Below are 16,154 nucleotides of genomic sequence, written 5' to 3' on the forward strand. Positions count from 1 at the left end.
TGAATGAGCCCGACACAGTCATCAGCCCACAAGGCCAAAAACCAAAGCCCGTCCTTTGCAGGTCACAACGCGTTTCGTTCAGATCCGTTGCTCAAGGACATCGCCGCCGACATGCCGCGTGGATTGCGCGCAGATTTCGAGACGGTGGGCAAATACACAAGCTCCGCGGAAGCCCAGGATCTCGCCCGTATCGCCAATCGCGCGGTGCCCGAACTCAGGACCCACGACGCGTCCGGCAACCGCATCGACCAGGTGGATTTTCATCCCAGCTGGCACGCGCTGATGCGCCGTTCGGTCTCGATCGGCCTGCAGGGCTCTGTCTGGGAGGGCCGCCGCGACGAAAAAGGCGTCGCCCACCAGGCCCGCGCCATCCGCTTCTATCTGACCGCCGGGCTTGAGTGCGGACATCTTTGCCCTCTGACCATGACCAACGCCTCGATTGCGGCGATCATGGCCGCGCCGCGGATCGAGAAAAGCTGGGCGCCGCAAATCGTGTCGCGCCGTTATGATTCCAGCCACCGCCCCGCGATGCAGAAGACCGGCGTCACCATCGGCATGGGAATGACCGAGAAACAGGGCGGCACCGATGTCCGCGCCAATGAAAGCCGTGCGGTGCGCGTGGGCGAAGGGGTCTACCGGCTTGAGGGCCACAAATGGTTCCTTTCGGCACCGATGTCGGATGCTTTCGTGATGCTGGCACGGACCGGTGGTGCGGCTTCAGGCGATACCCTGTCGGAGGAAGGCCTGAGCTGCTTTCTGGTGCCGCGCATCCTCGAGGATGGAACGCTCAATGGCCTGCGTCTGCAGCGCCTGAAGGAAAAGCTTGGAAACCGCTCCAACGCTTCTTCGGAAGTTGAGTTCTCCGACACCTACGGGTTTCTGCTTGGCGGCGAGGGGGAGGGCATCCGCACCATCCTCGACATGGTGACGCTGACACGTCTCGACTGCGCGCTGGCCTCCGCCGGCATGATGCGCGCCAGCCTGGCCGAAGCCGTGCATCATTGCCGCCACCGCCGTGTGTTTGGCGAGTTGCTGATCGATCAGCCACTGATGGCCCGTGTGCTGGCCGATCTTGCACTTGAGGTGGCAGGTGCCACGGCGCTCTCAATGAGACTGGCCCGCGCCTTCGACAATGCCCGTGACAATCCCGCTGAAGCCGCAATCGCGCGGCTGCTGACACCGGTGGTCAAGTACTGGGTCTGCAAGATCGCGCCATCGGTGCTCTACGAGATCATGGAGTGCATGGGTGGCAATGGCTATGTCGAGGACCGCGCCATCGCCCGGCACTATCGTGAAGCACCCGTCAATGCGATCTGGGAAGGCTCGGGCAATGTGATGGCGCTCGATGTGCTCAGGGTGCTCACCCGTGGCCGCGAGCTCTGCGATGTGGCGCTCGACAGCATCAACACCGACCTTGGGGCTGCGGGGCCGCGCACTGTTGATGTGTTGCGCGCCTGCATGGCAGTGGCCGAGCGGGACGAAGGGGCAGGGCGGCTCCTGACAGAACAGATGGCCTTGGCTGCTGCGGCAGCGGAATTGACACGGCTTGGGGCCGGCCATGTGGCCGAAGCCTTTGTCGAGACCCGGCTCGGTGGCGCCTGGCGCTCGACCTATGGAATGCTCGATGCCCGTTTTGACGCGCGCCAGATCGTGGACCTTCTCTACCCGCCGGCCAGCTGAGCTGCGGCCCAGAGTGCCGCCGGGATGGTGAGGAAAGACCCGGCTGTCTGCAAGGTTGCTACTGCGGCATAGAGCGGTGCATCACCGCCCATCTGCCGCGCCAGCAGATAGCCGTTCATCGCCGTGGGCACTGCTGCGCATAGTGCGAGAACGGTCACTGTCTCGCCTTCAAGACCGAAGCCAAGCGCCAGCGCGATCATGATGATCGGAAACACCACCAGCTTGAGCGCTGTCGGCAACAGCACCGCCGGGCCGGGCCGGAGCGCGTCCGACACCTTCAATCCCGCACCAACCATCAGGAGCCCGAGGCCGAGCGCGGAGCGGGCGATCAGGTCGACCGCCTGTTCAAGTGGAGGATAGATCCCGAAGGGCGCAAAATTGACGGCAAGTCCAAGCAGGCAGCCGAGGATCAACGGATTGCCGACAATCCGCTTGACCAGCACGGACATGCTGCGCGCCCCGGGACTGAACCAGACCAGCATGGCAACATTGATGAGATTGAGTGGGATAATGATCACCGCCATCACCAGCGCCACAAGCGCCAGACCCTCGGGCCCGGAGATTTTATGCGCAATTGCCAGCGCAATGAACGCGTTCCAGCGTGAAGAGGTCTGAAACACCGATGTGTAGCTCGGATCACTCAGTCCACGCAGACGCCCAAGCGGGTAGAGCAGGATCAACAACAGCGTCATCACCGCCATCGCAAGCAGCGAAACCATGGCGACTTTTCCAAGTTCAAGACCGGTAAAGTCTGCCCGTCCCAATGTCAGGAAAAGGAGTGCGGGGAACAGCACATAATACCCCAGGATTTCAAGCCCGGGCCAGACGCTCTGATCGATGACTTTTGCACGCCTGAGCGCCGCGCCAAGCAGCACGATGAGAAAGATCGGTAAAATGCTCTCGAAGATTGGAATCATGGGGACAGCTGGATGAAAGGAGCTTTCTCTTAGGCCTGCCGCACTGGTTGGGCAATGGCTCCGGCGTTAAGGTTAACAAATGGTTTACGTTGCGCCTGTGTGTCGCTGACTGCATGCTCCGGCGGAGTATGTCTTGCCATTCCAGTGTGGAAACGGATTCCAGATGAAGCCCAGTCGACTGTTTTATGCGTCTATGATGACCTTCTGGATGGTCTTCCTGTCGATGCTGGCACTGGTTTATACCTACACCCCGCAGGGTGGGCTGCAGCTTGCCGGGCTTGTCCTGTTTGCCAATACAGGCCTGATCGAACCGGCGCTGGTGGCGATGACTGCAATCGGATTTTCTGCAACAACTCAGAGCGTACTGCTTGGTCTGCTTGGCGGGTTCAATCTCGGTGCCGCCGGACTTGTTCTGTTTTCCATGCTGTTTTGCGTGTTCGGTCAGGAAGCCGAACAACGCGATGCCAGGCCGCTTGCAGAAGGTGCTGCGGCGTGTGTGGCCGCAGCGGGTGCCGGTGCAGCCATCATTGCGTTTGCAGGCGGCGAGGCGGGCGTTCTTGTTCTTCTGCAACTGCTCGCGCTTGGCGGGGTTGCGCTGATCGCCATGGCCGTCGGTCGTTCCGAAGTGGTGGACACCCCCAGCCGTGATGAAGCCGCAGTCGGTATCGATGATGTGATCGCTGATCATGCGGCCACGCACGCAGCCTTCAGCGCCCAGATAGCCGCGCTGTCGCGCCGGGAGGTCCAGTCGTGAGAACGTTCCTGATCCTCTGGGTGACCCCGATCACGCTGCTTGGCGGCTGGTATGGCCTGTCCTATTACGACATGAACTTCGGCTACAGGATCCTGAGCCGGGATCTGCATGACCTGGTTTTCATTATTTACGGTGATCTTCTCGGCATCAAACCCGAATCGATCCCGCCGCTGGTGCTCAAGGCCATCATCCTCGACACATTACTGGTGCTTGGCTTCATTGTGATCAAGCGCCGCCGCAAGCAGATCTGGTCGGCAATCAAGGGATGGTTCACGCGTGACGCGAGCCATGATGTGCCGATTGACGGCATCAAGGCGCCTGACCAGGAATACCCCCGGATGTCATGACCTGGTCCGGGCGGCTGCGCGCAGCCCCTGGAGCCGGTCAAGCGCCCCCTGCAGGATGAAGCTTGCCGCCGCCGAATCGATCCGTTCGGCCCGCTTCTTGCGCGACACATCCATTTCAATCAGCGCCCGTTCAGCAGCCACCGTCGACAGCCGCTCGTCCCAGAAGACGAAGGGCAGATCGGTTTTCTCGATCATGTTGCGCACGAAAGCGCGCGTGGCCTGCACCCTCGGCCCTTCGCTGCCATCCATGTTGACCGGCAGACCGATCACCACTGCACCCACCTGGTCGCGCTTGAGCGCTGTGAGCAGGTCAATGGCGTCGAGCGTGAACTTCCGGCGCTTGATCACCGGCCTTGGAGAGGCCAGTGACCGGGACAGGTCCGAAACCGCGAGACCGATGGTCTTGGTCCCCAGATCCAGTCCGGCGATGGTCTGACCAGGCGTTAGGAACGCCTCCAGATCCTCGACTTCCATGACTGCCATTTTCAACAACTCCGCCTTTGCGCCACAGCCTCTGCCGGGTTAGGTTCGCACAAACCGGGTTTAGCCAAGAAACCCGTAAAAGGCGAGGGAGCACACGCGCATGAAGATCACCTGGCTCGGCCATGCAGCCTTCCGGTTGGAAACCGCCAAGGCGACCATTCTGATAGACCCGTTTTTCACGGGAAATCCCGGCTTTGCCGGCAATGACCTCAAGGACGCGGCCAAGGGCGTGACCCATATTCTCCTCACCCATGGCCATGGCGACCATGTGGGGGACACCGCGCAAATCGCCAAGGAAACCGGCGCAGTGGTGCTTGCCAATGCCGATCTGGCGACCTGGCTCGGCCAGCATCATGGTCTCGACAAGCTTGAGCCGGGCAACACCGGCGGCACGATTTCACTGGGTGGCTTTTCCACCACCTTCGTCAACGCGCTCCATTCTTCGGCGCACATCACCTCGGACGGCGTGTCGCATTCGCTGGGCAATGCCAACGGGCTGATGCTGCATTTCGAGGATGAGCCATCGTTGCTGCACATGGGCGACACCGATATCTTCTCCGACATGGCGCTGATCAACGAGTTGCACCGCCCTGAAATCGGGCTGGTTCCGATTGGCGACCGCTTCACCATGGGCGGCGCTGTTGCGGCACTCGCCTGCCGCAGGTTCTTCTCCTTCGCCAAGGTGATCCCCTGCCATTACGGCACGTTCCCGATCATCGATCAGACCGCGGATGCCTTTGTCGAGGCGATGGAAGGGGATGCGCAAAATGTTGCCGTGCCCAAATCGGGGGAAAGCGTCGAGGCCTGACCGCCGGGCTTTGCGACAAAACCCCGGCTCCACAGTTGCGTGGCCCGCCGCCCACCGCTATAGCGGGGCCAATCGTTCAAACCACCCGATGAGGACCTGATGTCCGTAGATCTTGCCACCGTCAAACGCGTTGCGCACCTGGCCCGCATTGCTGTCTCCGAAGAGGAAGCCGCGCGCATGGAAGGCGAACTCAACGTCATCCTCGGCTTTGTCGAGCAACTGTCCGAAGTCGATGTCGATGGCGTCGAGCCGATGACCTCGGTGATGCCCATGGCGATGAAGAAGCGCGAAGACGTCGTCACCGACGGCTCCAAGGCTGAGGACATTGTCGCCAATGCGCCCGAGACGACCGACAGTTTCTTCATGGTGCCGAAGGTGGTCGAGTAAGCAAATGGCTGTCTCAATCGCCATTGAAAGTCCGCTTCAGGACGAGGTGAAGACGCTGGTTGAAGCGCTGGATGCGCATCTGGCGCCGCTGGCACCTGCTGAGTTCAATTTCGGCCTCGATATTGACGAGATGGCCGCCAGCGATACCACCGTCTTTGTTGCGCGCAATGGGGATGGTCTTGCTGTGGGCGTTGGTGCGCTCAAGGACATTGGCCTTTTTCAAAGTCAGCACCTGGGCGAGATCAAGCGCATGTACACCGATCCCGCCGTGCGCGGGCAGCGCATCGGTGTGAAACTGCTGGACGCCATCGAAACCCGTGCCAGGGCGCTTGGTATCGAGCGGCTTGTGCTTGAGACCGGTGTTGGCGAGGGACTTGCCGCCGCCGTCCGCCTTTATCAGAACCACGGCTTCACCGAGTGTGGTGTCGTGCTTGATTATCCCGAATCCGATTATTCCCGGTTCTTTGAAAAGAAGTTGTCCGCATGAGTGACCTGACCCGCCTGACCATCGCCGAAGCCCGCGACGAGATGAACAAGGGCGCGCTTTCAAGCGCCGATCTGACCGACGCCTACCTGGCCGCGATCGAAGCCGCCAACAAGGCGCTCAATGCCTATGTGACGGTGACCGGCGACAAGGCCCGCGACATGGCGAAGGCCTCCGACGCTCGCCGCGCTGCAGGAACCGTTGGCGCGCTCGAGGGCATTCCGCTTGGCATCAAGGACCTGTTCGGCACCGAAGGTGAGCACACCCAGGCTTGCTCTCACGTGCTTGACGGTTTCAAGCCGCGCTACGAGTCCACAGTCACCGCCAATCTCTGGGCCGATGGCGCGGTGATGCTGGGCAAGTTGAACATGGACGAGTTCGCCATGGGCTCGTCGAATGAGACTTCCTATTACGGCCCGGTGATCAACCCGTGGCGCGCAGAAGGCTCCAATTCCGACCTGGTTCCCGGCGGTTCGTCGGGCGGTTCGGCTGCTGCTGTCTCGGCGATGCTGTGTGCCGGCGCGACTGCCACCGACACCGGCGGCTCGATCCGTCAGCCCGCAGCCTTCACCGGTACAGTCGGCATCAAGCCAACCTATGGCCGCTGCTCGCGTTGGGGCGTGGTTGCATTTGCCTCCTCGCTCGATCAGGCTGGCCCGATTGCCCGCGATGTGCGCGATGCGGCGATCCTGCTCAAGTCGATGGCCTCGGTTGACGACAAGGACACCACTTCGGTTGATCTGCCGGTGCCTGATTACGAAGCCGCGCTCGGCGGTTCCGTCAGGGGCCTGAAGATCGGCATCCCGCGCGAATACCGCATGGACGGCATGCCCGCCGAGATCGACGCGCTCTGGCAGCAGGGGATTGCCTGGCTTAAGGATGCGGGCGCCGAGATCGTCGATATCGAGCTGCCGCACACCAAATACGCGCTGCCCGCCTATTACATCGTTGCCCCCGCCGAAGCCTCGTCGAACCTGGCGCGCTATGATGGCGTGCGTTACGGCCTGCGCGTGCCCGGCAAGGACATCGCCGACATGTATGAGAAAACCCGCGCCGAAGGCTTTGGCCAGGAGGTCAAGCGCCGCATCATGATCGGCACCTATGTGCTTTCGGCCGGCTATTATGACGCCTATTACCTGCGCGCCCAGAAGGTCCGCACCTTGATCAAACGGGATTTCGAGCTGGCCTTCAACGCCGGTGTCGATGCCATCCTGACGCCCGCCACGCCGTCCTCGGCCTTCGCAATCGGCGACGAGGAACTGGCCGCAGATCCGGTCAAGATGTATCTCAATGACGTCTTCACCGTCACCGTCAACATGGCAGGCCTCCCGGGCATCGCCGTGCCTGCCGGCCTCGACCCCAAGGGCCTGCCCCTCGGCCTGCAGCTGATCGGCCGCCCCTTCGAGGAAGAAACCCTGTTCAAGACCGCCCACGTGATCGAACAGGCGGCTGGAAGGTTCGAGCCGAAGCGGTGGTGGTGAATGAGTCTATGTATTAAATCTCTGTAATGATGGGGTTATGCAGAGACTTTGTTGGAAATATGCCGCGCGTCTTCAGCTTTTCTAGGTCGTCGTAGTAGGGGTTTGGTTGAATTTTAAAATTTTCGCCAAAAATAAATCTGCGGAGGCAAGAGGCGGTTATGTAATCAATATCAACAGTAGGGTCAAATCCATAGGTTTTAATGTAATCTTTGTATATTGAAGAATCGTATATGTCCGGACATGCTCCGTGCACAAATAGATTGCGTATCAAAATTATTTGATCTAAGCGATTCTCGTCAATTATTTGTCCTATATTATTCATAATGCCGGTTTTTATTTTAAATCCAGTTGGTCCTGATCCTTGCCCAAATAGAGCATCTATCGCCATGAAATTGAATGGAACTCTTTCATTGTCTGACCTAAACCAACCATAGTAGAAATATTCGAGAGATTTTCTTGTTCGCCTGTCGGGTTTGGTGTCACTGGATATTAAGCCGTCGATTTTTCCCAGCCAGTAATGATCTTCGGTTTCGATGTTTATTTGATATCCCAATTGAGGTGCATGCTCAGTGGATGTCGACCAGCTAAGATCTTCAGCAATTCCATGGGTTAAGAAGCCGTTCGGAGGCTGAGCGATTGTTTTCTGCGTTCGCTCAGTTCGTCCCAAACGAAGAGAAACCGCAGCCATGACAATTCGTTTGTGTTTCTGGGCTACTTCAGTAAATGGCGCGCTAAAGCCGACCCAGCCGTCAACAGTCTGATCGTTTATCGAATTGGCAATAACACCGTCTTCGCGACCATGATCAACCTCTTCTTCATTTAGGATGTAGAACTCATCACCATGATACGGGCTTGAGACATTTAAGCAGGATACTGGAAAAGAGTAGGTTTTCGGAGGCGGGCCGTTGAAAATTCGACAGCCTATTGAGCCGACGAATTTCGTAAGATCATCGGAATTGAAGCTATCAAAATAGCAATTATCTCTCTCAAGATGATGCCTTTTTGAAACAAAATCGTAGATTTCATTGCAAAATACTTCGTCTATGAAGCTGTCAATCGTTGAAATTGGCACTGCGTCGAATATTCGATTCTGCTTTTCACGAAGAAATAGGGAGGCCAATATTAGTGACGATGGTTCTGAGTAAATTGGAAGTTCAAATCTCATTGGTGGGGTTTTTGCGAAGTGGCTTGTGCGGTCACTGTTGCGATTGCTTCTTGTTGGTCCAGACTCATAAAAATATGATTTCAAAACTAGGGCCTGTGGACAATCATCTTGACGCAATCAGGGTCGCGGCAAGGTTCCAACTGGCTGTGTAGCTACAGTCCGTTTTGTCATAGCGTGTTGCTATGCCTCTGAATTCCTTGATCTTCGCGAAGTAGTTTTCAACCAGATGCCGCCACTTGTAGGCTTCGACATCGTAGTCACGCTGTTGCTTTCGGTTTGATTTCGGTGGGATCACGGCGCTTGCGCCACGCTCATCCAACTCCTCTAGAAGCCAGTTCGCGTCGAATGCTTTATCCGCCATTAGCGCGCCGAAGGAGACATCCCGGATCAGCGGCGCAACGCCTTTCATGTCGTGCGCATGACCCGGCAGCAGCAGAAAGCGGACCAAGTTGCCAAGAGCATCGACGAGTGCAACGATTTTGGTCGTCAGGCCGCCGCGTGAGCGCCCGATGGCCTGAGCCTGAGTCCCCCTTTTGCGCCAGCTGCCTTCTGGTGAACCTGAACAATGGTGCCGTCGATGAGCGCATATTCGAGGTCGGGGTGGTAATCCCCCCGTTTTTAACGGGGCTCGGCGGTAGAATTCACGCGGCCATTTTGAGTTTCTGTGCGGGAGTTATGCCGCCGATGCCCATATTGGGCCGTTCGTTGTTATAGGTCCATAGCCATTGCGTGGCGAACTCCTGTGCCTCCTCGATGCTTTCGATGATGTATTGGTCGAGCCATTCATGCCGGACTGTGCGGTTGTAGCGCTCGACATAGGCATTTTGCTGCGGCTTGCCGGGCTGAATGTGGCTCAACGCGATGCCTTGTGTTTCGGCCCACTCCATCAGTTTACCACTGACATATTCGGGGCCGTTATCGACTCGTATCGACATCGGTTTGCCGCGCCATTCGATGATCTGGTTCAGACTGCGGATGACGCGCTCGGCGGGAAGCGAGAAATCCACTTCGATGCCGAGCCCTTCGCGGTTGAAGTCGTCAAGGACATTCAACAGCCGGAACTGCCTTCCATCCTCCAGACGGTCCGCCATGAAGTCCATGGACCAGACCAGGTTTGGCTGATCCGGGACGGCCAGTGCATCCGGTTTGTCCCGCTTCAAACGCTTACGCGGCTTGATCCGCAGGTTCAGTTCCAGTTTGCGGTAGATGCGATAGACACGCTTGTGGTTCCAACGATGTCCCTGGACGTTGCGCAGATACAGGAAGCACAGGCCAAAACCCCAGGTCTTCTTGGCCCTCGTCAGTCCGATCAGGAGATCGGCAATATGCTCATTCTCGTCGTTCAGCTTTGCACTGTAACGATAACAGGTCTCGCTGACCTCGAAGGTGCGGCAGGCAAGCGCAATACTCACCCCTCGCAACGCCACTGCTTTCCCGGCCATCTCCCGGCGTTGAGATGGCCGCGTCATTTTTTTCCAAGAGCCTCTTTCAGAAGTTCGGCCTGCATGCTCATCTCGGCATACATTTTCTTCAGCCGGCGGTTCTCGTCTTCCAGAGCCTTCATCTGGCTGATCATCGAGGCGTCCATGCCGCCGTACTTGGCCCGCCATTTGTAAAATGAGGCCGTGCTCATCCCATGCTCCCGGCACAACTCTGGCACCGGGACGCCGCCTTCTGCCTGGCGCAGGATCGCCAGGATTTGTGGTTCGCTAAATCTGCTCGTCTTCATCGAAATCTCCTCGATCATATTGCCGAGAAAATTCTACTTTTGAAGCCCGTTATTTTGAGGGGGGATTACCGGGTCACCGCTCATGGCTTTGAAAAGATCCTCGAATACTCCCGCCTTCGCCCAGCGGCGAAACCGCCGAAACTGACTGTTCCAATTCCCGAAAGCTGGCGGCAGGTCGCGCCATGGTGAGCCGGTCCGAACGCGCCAAAAAACTGATTCAAGAAACAGCCGATTGTCTCTTGCCGTGGCTCCCGCATCGCTGGCCTTTCCACGCAAATGCGGCTCAAGTCGCTGCCATACATCATCCGTCACCACAAAGCGCTGCTCGTTCATTCAAACCTCCGTTTGGAAAGTTTGAATCAGAAATCAAACCCGATGGGAATCCTGAATGTCCACAGGCCCTAGTTCAGAGAATTCCCTGACATTCTCGCTTGTCATAGTGATTTACACCTCTGTTGGCTCAGAAAGAGATACACATTTCTATTGGAAATAGGAGACAAAATATAACCTGAGGTGGAAAAGCGCGGCAGCAAGTGACGTGCCTTTTGGACAAAATGCTCCGGGAAAGACTTGATCGCCAGCTAGAATACCACGACAGTTGGGCCATGTAGCGCGCGTTTTGGCGTGACGATGAACTTACGGAGCGGTCTGAATGCTCTCAATTCGGCCTGCCAATTCCGCGGAAGCCCAGGATCTCGCCAGGATCGGCCTCGCTGCCTGGGAAAAGGCGATCCGCTTGTGGGGCGAGGATGCCGAGCGGCTGCGCGAGAATGCCAAAGAGGCCTATTTCGATTTCTGCACCCGATGCTGGCCCGACATTCTGGTTGCCGAATGGGACGGGGATCTCGCCGGTTGGGGCGCCTGTGAAAAGGCCGATGATTTCATCACCGATCTGTGGGTGCTGCCAGAGTTTCAGGGGCATGGCATGGGCACAGCACTGCTGGAAAAGATTGAGGAGGGAATCAGAGACCGTGGTTTTGCCACAGCCCGCCTCGACACCCATGCCCGCAACGCGGGTGCCATCAAGCTGTTCAAACGCTTCGGCTATCGGGTGAAATCCTATTTCGTCACCTATTCAGAACCACTCGATGAGGACATCGACAAGGTCGAGATGATCAAGGAGTTCGAGCCCGGCGCCATTGCTTCGGAACAGGGCTCTGAAGAGGATGGCACCTACAGCCTGTGATATGAGCCAAAAAAACCCGGTGACGGCGAAGCCGTCCCGGGAATGTCAGTTGGGCAAAGATCACTTTGCCTGGAGGGAGGGTTGAAGTCAGGCTGCGGGTGACTTGGCGTTGATTTTCTCGATCACCCGCTCGAAAAGGTCATGGTTCTTGCAGAAATAGGGCGCTTCGCTGGGGCTGATCTCGGTGTTGAGCCATTGCTGGCACGAATCGGGTTTTTCGCAGCTCAGGCAGCGATTGGCGGCACGGCGCAACACGCCGGCATGGTCGGGCATCTGATGCATCTCTTCGCTCACGCCCAACTTGTCCATCATGTCGTCCATCAAGTCTGCCCGGTTGGTCAGACGGCTGAAGATATTCAAAACGCTCATGATCCACTCCCTTTTGATCTCAACGGAAGAATCGCACGCGCCGCTCAACCCTGCCTTGATCTGGGTCAATTGCGCTATTTGACCGTCACAATGGTCAGACAGGAGCTCAAAGCCTTGCAGTCGGGACGGCTTTGTTCTACCCGACAGTGAGCTGATCCTTGTAAGAAAATGAGCCTGCCATGAGCCTCGTCGACACCCGCACTCCTGACCCGAAGCGCCTGATTTCCGGCGCCACTGGTGATTGGGAAATCATCATAGGCCTGGAAGTCCATGCCCAGGTCACAAGCAATTCGAAATTGTTTTCGGGCGCCTCGACCCATTTTGGCAATGCCGCCAATTCCAATGTCAGCCTCGTCGATGCGGCGATGCCCGGCATGCTGCCGGTGATCAACCAGGAATGTGTGGCCCAGGCCGTGCGCACCGGGCTTGGTCTCAAGGCCCAGATCAACAACCGTTCGGTGTTTGATCGCAAAAACTATTTCTACCCGGATCTGCCGCAGGGCTACCAGATCTCCCAGTTCAAGGACCCGATTGTCGGAGAGGGCAAGATCATCATCTCCGTCGGACCGGACCGCCAGGGCCAGTTCGAGGATATCGAGATCGGCATTGAGCGGCTGCATCTCGAGCAGGATGCCGGCAAGTCGATGCACGACCAGCATCCGTCGATGTCCTATGTCGATCTCAACCGCTCGGGCGTCGCCCTGATGGAGATCGTCTCCAAGCCGGACATGCGCTCGGCCGACGAGGCCAAGGCCTATGTCACCAAGCTGCGCTCGATCCTGCGTTATCTCGGCACCTGCGACGGCAACATGGACGAGGGCTCGATGCGCGCCGATGTCAACGTGTCTGTCCGCAAGCCCGGCGGCGAATTTGGAACACGCTGCGAAATCAAGAACGTCAACTCGATCCGCTTCGTTGGTCAGGCAATTGAGTCCGAAGCCCGCCGCCAGATCGCCATCATCGAGGACGGCGGAACCATCGATCAGGAAACCCGTCTGTTCGATCCGGCCAAGGGTGAGACCCGGTCGATGCGCTCCAAGGAAGATGCGCATGACTACCGCTACTTTCCTGATCCCGATCTGTTGCCGCTCGAGTTTGATGACGCGTTTGTCGAGAGCTTGAAGGCCGATCTTCCGGAACTGCCCGATGACAAGAAAGCGCGCTTTGTCGCCGACATGGGCCTGAGCGTCTACGACGCGTCGATCCTTGTCTCGGAGAAGGCGATCGCTGACTACTTCGAGGAAGTGGCCAGGGGGCGCGACGGCAAAATGGCAGCCAACTGGGTCATCAACGACCTCTTGGGCGCCTTGAACAAATCCGGCAAAGCCATTGAAGAGACTCCGGTTTCCCCCGCCCAACTTGGCGCAATCATTGACATGATCAAGGACGGGACCATCTCCGGCAAGATCGCCAAGGACCTCTTCGAGATCATCTGGGAAGAGGGCGGAGATCCGGCCGATGTGGTCGAAAAGCGCGGCATGAAGCAGGTCACCGACACCGGCGCCATCGAAAAGGCTGTCGACGAGGTTATCGCCGCCAATCCCGATCAGGTCGCCAAGGCCCAGGCCAAGCCCGCGCTCGCAGGCTGGTTCGTCGGCCAGGTCATGAAGGCCACCGGCGGCAAGGCCAACCCGAAGGCCGTGCAGGACCTGGTCAAGGCCAAGCTCGGCATCGTGGACGAGTAGGCCGGACCCGATGTTCTTCGTCCGCTCCGCCTCCGCACGCGACATCGCGGCCATCCGTGAAGTGCTGGCGGAAACCTGGCGGGCGACCTATGCGCCGTTCTATGGGGCGGCGAAGGTCGAGGAAATTATCGCCGACTGGCATTCAGAAGCAGCGGTCAAGGCCAATCTGGCGCGGCCTGATGGCGAGTTCCTGGTTGCCGATGATGGCAAGATGATTGGCGGCATGGCCTTTGCCAGCCATGCATCAGGCACCCACATCGTCTCCCTGCACCAGCTCTATGTGCGGCCAGAATGCCAGGGGGTGGGCATTGGCCGCGATCTCTTTGCCGAGATCGAGACCTGTTTCCCGGGCGCCCAAAGCCTCACGCTCGAAGTCGATCCCGGCAACGAACCGGCGATCGCGTTTTATCAGGCGCACGGGATGAAAGAGACCGGCCGCACCGGCAATTGCGGCAAGGATCAGTCGGGTATTCCGGCCCTGATCATGACCAAGCCGCTCACCGGGTGATCCGGACTGCTCAATTCGCTTCAAGCTCCTGGCCCCGGTCATCCCAGAACCGCACGGCTGAGCATTCGATCAGAAAGTCTCTGCGCTCCCGGTCACAGGCCACAGCGACGGCGGCCATCAGCGCCTCCTTGCTGTCCCACCCGCAAAGATATTCGTGCCAATGCGGGCCTTCCCGGTGCTGGACGAACAGGTCCGCTGACCATCCTGCCGGATAGCACCACTTCACCCTCAGGCAATCTTGCTCCATGGCACCGCCCTCGACGCATTTGGCCCGCGCGCAGGCAAGTGTCTTGTCAGTGCTTTGTCCGGTGCACACACCGGAGGACTGTTCGGGCGCCTCGGCAAAAGCGATGCCGATTGGCCCGTCCTGTGCCGACGCCGGGCTGGCCAACTGCGTTGAAACCAAGCACGTCAGACTTGCCGCAATGGCAACCGTTCTCAAGGATATCATTGTCTTCCCCATGTATTTGCGATCAGAAACGGCATCATGACAATAAGCAGCTGCTCAGAACAGTCCTTTGCCATAGACGGTTGAGATCAATGTCCTGTGCCTGTTCGCTGGCTGCTGTGTGGAGGACCGCACGCAAGCACCCGGTTCAGCCAGAGTAAGGAGTTTCAATTCATGTCAACCAACATCCAGATCCGTCAGGCCGAGCCCGAAGATGTCGCCGCGATCGCGGTCATGTTCGCCCAGGACGCGCTCGGTGGCCATGGCGACAGCGCCGATCCGGCTGATCTGCCACTCTATCTCGAGGCGTTTGATCGTATTGCGGCAAGCCCAAATGACACGCTTTATGTGGCGGTCATGGAGGGCGAGGTGGTCGGCACCTTCCAGACAACGCTGATCACGTCTCTGACTGGCAAGGGCGCCAGCAATCTGACGGTGGAAGCCGTGCACACCAGAATGGATATGCGCGGCGCGGGCATCGGCGAGGCGATGATCCGCCACGCGGTTGAAGAGGGGCGGGCGCAGGGTGTCCGGCTCGTTCAATTGATGTCGAACGCAAGCCGCACAGATGCGCACCGGTTTTACCAGCGGCTCGGCTTCAGCCAGAGCCATCTGGGCTTCAAGATGAAATTGCGCTGAGCATGAGTGCCCGCACCACTGGACATCATGGCTTCTGCGGGCCATAAGCAGGCAAGCACCGGCACACATGGCTGCCGGCGGGTTCCGGCACGAGAGGCTTTCATGAAGACGTTACTGCTTCAGATTTTCACCTGGTGGAGCGGCCAGACCATCGGTGTTCGATTCCACACCTGGCGGAACGGCGAGCGCGTCGGCGAAGACGCGATGGGCAATGTCTACTATCAGGGCGGCAAGGATTCCGAAGGCCGCACACGGCGCTGGGTGATCTACAACGGTCCCTCCGAGCCATCGATGATTCCGCCCGGCTGGCATGGCTGGATGCATCACCGCACCGATGTGGCGCCGCCGTCCGAGACCTATGCTGCAAAGCCCTGGGAAAAGCCGCATCAGGAGAACCTGACCGGTACCGGGCGTGCCTACCGTCCAAAGGGCTCCATCCTCAATCAGGGTGCCCGCCCGACGGTCACCGGCGATTATGATGCCTGGACCCCTAAATCCTGACATTCGTCAGTTTTCCGGCCCAGCCGCGCCACAATTGCATGGTTAACGCTTCATTGACGGCGGTGAACTAGTCTCGCTGCCCAAGATGTGCCGTGGCCTTCCGGGGCGCGGGCGATGTGACGAGTGAAGCAGATGACATTCAAAATGATGAGTTTGGCCAGGGCTTCGTTTGCGCTGGTCATCGTAGCAACGGCCAGCGTTGTCGGCCTCGCGCAGGCTTCAGCGGCGCGGATCGAGAACCCGGTTGCGGTGTTTTCCGGGATCGACAAGATCACCGGTCGGATCACTACATTCGACGTCTATGTCGGAGAGACCGTTCAGTTCGGCGCGCTTCAGGTGACGCCAAAGGTTTGCTACAGCCGCGACGAGAGCGAAGCGCCAAAGACCACCACCTTTGTTGAGGTCGACGAAATCACGCTCGACCGCAAGATAAGGCGGCTGTTCACCGGTTGGATGTTCGCCGACTCACCTGGCCTCAACGCGGTCGATCACGCCGTCTATGATGTCTGGCTCAAGGAATGCAAGTTGCAATCCGATGTGCCGCCTCCGGCGCCTGAAGCCACCAACTAAGCTATTGTCGGCT

19 protein-coding genes and 2 pseudogenes are annotated in these 16,154 nt (G+C 58.5%); 13 read left to right on the top strand and 8 right to left on the bottom strand.

What is annotated here, in order from left to right:
* Positions 1 to 3 precede the first annotated feature (3 nt).
* Positions 4 to 1,680 (top strand): acyl-CoA dehydrogenase family protein, encoded by a 1,677-nt coding sequence (locus HPDFL43_RS09155; protein WP_040449160.1) that lies wholly within the window; start codon positions 4 to 6, stop codon positions 1,678 to 1,680.
* On the opposite strand, the gene HPDFL43_RS09160 is transcribed toward HPDFL43_RS09155, so the two are convergent.
* A complete protein-coding gene (locus HPDFL43_RS09160) occupies positions 1,662 to 2,597 on the bottom strand; it encodes an AEC family transporter (protein WP_007197036.1) in 936 nt (311 codons plus the stop codon). The genes HPDFL43_RS09155 and HPDFL43_RS09160 overlap by 19 nt on opposite strands.
* Before the next feature lie 163 nt (positions 2,598 to 2,760).
* Here HPDFL43_RS09160 and HPDFL43_RS09165 point away from each other — a divergent pair, with 163 nt between their 5' ends.
* Positions 2,761 to 3,351: a hypothetical protein gene (locus HPDFL43_RS09165; protein ID WP_156970236.1), complete on the top strand. Its 591-nt coding sequence runs from the start codon at positions 2,761 to 2,763 to the stop codon at positions 3,349 to 3,351.
* A complete protein-coding gene (locus tag HPDFL43_RS09170) occupies positions 3,348 to 3,698 on the top strand; it encodes a DUF6105 family protein (RefSeq protein WP_007197038.1) in 351 nt (116 codons plus the stop codon). Before HPDFL43_RS09165 ends, HPDFL43_RS09170 begins: the two co-directional genes overlap by 4 nt.
* Here the strand turns inward: HPDFL43_RS09170 and ruvX are convergent.
* Positions 3,693 to 4,181 (bottom strand): Holliday junction resolvase RuvX, encoded by a 489-nt coding sequence (gene ruvX, locus HPDFL43_RS09175; RefSeq protein WP_007197039.1) that lies wholly within the window; start codon positions 4,179 to 4,181, stop codon positions 3,693 to 3,695. The genes HPDFL43_RS09170 and ruvX overlap by 6 nt on opposite strands.
* A gap of 100 nt (positions 4,182 to 4,281) precedes the next feature.
* Here ruvX and HPDFL43_RS09180 point away from each other — a divergent pair, with 100 nt between their 5' ends.
* The 4 genes from HPDFL43_RS09180 to gatA all read left to right on the top strand — a co-directional run bounded on the left by HPDFL43_RS09180 (position 4,282) and on the right by gatA (position 7,341).
* Complete coding sequence (locus HPDFL43_RS09180; RefSeq protein ID WP_007197040.1) at positions 4,282 to 4,989, top strand: metal-dependent hydrolase; 708 nt, start codon at positions 4,282 to 4,284, stop codon at positions 4,987 to 4,989.
* Between the two features lie 99 nt (positions 4,990 to 5,088).
* The gene (gene gatC / locus HPDFL43_RS09185) at positions 5,089 to 5,376 is read left to right on the top strand and encodes an Asp-tRNA(Asn)/Glu-tRNA(Gln) amidotransferase subunit GatC (RefSeq protein ID WP_007197041.1); all 288 of its coding nucleotides are present in this window, start codon (positions 5,089 to 5,091) and stop codon (positions 5,374 to 5,376) included.
* Between the two features lie 4 nt (positions 5,377 to 5,380).
* A complete protein-coding gene (locus HPDFL43_RS09190; RefSeq protein WP_007197042.1) occupies positions 5,381 to 5,863 on the top strand; it encodes a GNAT family N-acetyltransferase in 483 nt (160 codons plus the stop codon).
* Positions 5,860 to 7,341: an Asp-tRNA(Asn)/Glu-tRNA(Gln) amidotransferase subunit GatA gene (gatA, locus tag HPDFL43_RS09195; protein WP_007197043.1), complete on the top strand. Its 1,482-nt coding sequence runs from the start codon at positions 5,860 to 5,862 to the stop codon at positions 7,339 to 7,341. Before HPDFL43_RS09190 ends, gatA begins: the two co-directional genes overlap by 4 nt.
* A gap of 13 nt (positions 7,342 to 7,354) precedes the next feature.
* On the opposite strand, the gene HPDFL43_RS21945 is transcribed toward gatA, so the two are convergent.
* The 4 genes and pseudogenes from HPDFL43_RS21945 to HPDFL43_RS09220 form a co-directional block, all read right to left on the bottom strand.
* Positions 7,355 to 8,506, bottom strand: a complete 1,152-nt coding sequence (locus HPDFL43_RS21945; RefSeq protein WP_156970237.1) for a hypothetical protein — start codon at positions 8,504 to 8,506, stop codon at positions 7,355 to 7,357.
* Positions 8,507 to 8,609: 103 nt separating this feature from the next.
* A pseudogene (locus tag HPDFL43_RS09205) lies at positions 8,610 to 9,103 on the bottom strand (IS5 family transposase); the annotation flags it as partial.
* Positions 9,104 to 9,147: 44 nt separating this feature from the next.
* Positions 9,148 to 10,235 (bottom strand): IS3 family transposase gene (locus HPDFL43_RS09210; protein WP_156970198.1). Its coding sequence is split into 2 segments (ribosomal slippage): positions 9,148 to 9,980 and positions 9,980 to 10,235, totalling 1,089 coding nucleotides; the frame shifts between segments, so codons are not numbered across the junction.
* A 72-nt stretch (positions 10,236 to 10,307) separates the two neighbouring features.
* Positions 10,308 to 10,568, bottom strand: a pseudogene (locus HPDFL43_RS09220) (transposase); the annotation flags it as partial.
* Positions 10,569 to 10,887: 319 nt separating this feature from the next.
* Between HPDFL43_RS09220 and HPDFL43_RS09225 the strand changes: the two are divergent.
* Positions 10,888 to 11,421 (top strand): GNAT family N-acetyltransferase, encoded by a 534-nt coding sequence (locus tag HPDFL43_RS09225; RefSeq protein ID WP_007197046.1) that lies wholly within the window; start codon positions 10,888 to 10,890, stop codon positions 11,419 to 11,421.
* A gap of 87 nt (positions 11,422 to 11,508) precedes the next feature.
* Here the strand turns inward: HPDFL43_RS09225 and HPDFL43_RS09230 are convergent, their stop codons facing one another.
* The gene (locus tag HPDFL43_RS09230; RefSeq protein WP_156970238.1) at positions 11,509 to 11,790 is read right to left on the bottom strand and encodes a DUF6455 family protein; all 282 of its coding nucleotides are present in this window, start codon (positions 11,788 to 11,790) and stop codon (positions 11,509 to 11,511) included.
* 179 nt (positions 11,791 to 11,969) lie between these two features.
* Here HPDFL43_RS09230 and gatB point away from each other — a divergent pair, with 179 nt between their 5' ends.
* Positions 11,970 to 13,475: an Asp-tRNA(Asn)/Glu-tRNA(Gln) amidotransferase subunit GatB gene (gatB, locus tag HPDFL43_RS09235; protein WP_007197048.1), complete on the top strand. Its 1,506-nt coding sequence runs from the start codon at positions 11,970 to 11,972 to the stop codon at positions 13,473 to 13,475.
* Positions 13,476 to 13,485: 10 nt separating this feature from the next.
* Positions 13,486 to 13,983, top strand: a complete 498-nt coding sequence (locus HPDFL43_RS09240; protein ID WP_007197049.1) for a GNAT family N-acetyltransferase — start codon at positions 13,486 to 13,488, stop codon at positions 13,981 to 13,983.
* A 10-nt stretch (positions 13,984 to 13,993) separates the two neighbouring features.
* Here the strand turns inward: HPDFL43_RS09240 and HPDFL43_RS09245 are convergent, their stop codons facing one another.
* Positions 13,994 to 14,434 (bottom strand): hypothetical protein, encoded by a 441-nt coding sequence (locus HPDFL43_RS09245; protein ID WP_156970239.1) that lies wholly within the window; start codon positions 14,432 to 14,434, stop codon positions 13,994 to 13,996.
* A gap of 171 nt (positions 14,435 to 14,605) precedes the next feature.
* Here HPDFL43_RS09245 and HPDFL43_RS09250 point away from each other — a divergent pair, with 171 nt between their 5' ends.
* From HPDFL43_RS09250 to HPDFL43_RS09260, 3 genes are all read left to right on the top strand, one after another.
* Positions 14,606 to 15,070, top strand: coding sequence for a GNAT family N-acetyltransferase (locus HPDFL43_RS09250; protein ID WP_007197051.1), 465 nt, complete (start codon positions 14,606 to 14,608; stop codon positions 15,068 to 15,070).
* A gap of 102 nt (positions 15,071 to 15,172) precedes the next feature.
* The gene (locus HPDFL43_RS09255; protein WP_007197052.1) at positions 15,173 to 15,571 is read left to right on the top strand and encodes an NADH:ubiquinone oxidoreductase subunit NDUFA12; all 399 of its coding nucleotides are present in this window, start codon (positions 15,173 to 15,175) and stop codon (positions 15,569 to 15,571) included.
* A gap of 132 nt (positions 15,572 to 15,703) precedes the next feature.
* On the top strand, positions 15,704 to 16,141 hold the full coding sequence (locus HPDFL43_RS09260) for a DUF2155 domain-containing protein (RefSeq protein ID WP_007197053.1): 438 nt from the start codon (positions 15,704 to 15,706) through the stop codon (positions 16,139 to 16,141).
* Positions 16,142 to 16,154: the final 13 nt, after the last annotated feature.

The organism is Hoeflea phototrophica DFL-43 (genome assembly GCF_000154705.2).
GTDB lineage: Bacteria > Pseudomonadota > Alphaproteobacteria > Rhizobiales > Rhizobiaceae > Hoeflea > Hoeflea phototrophica.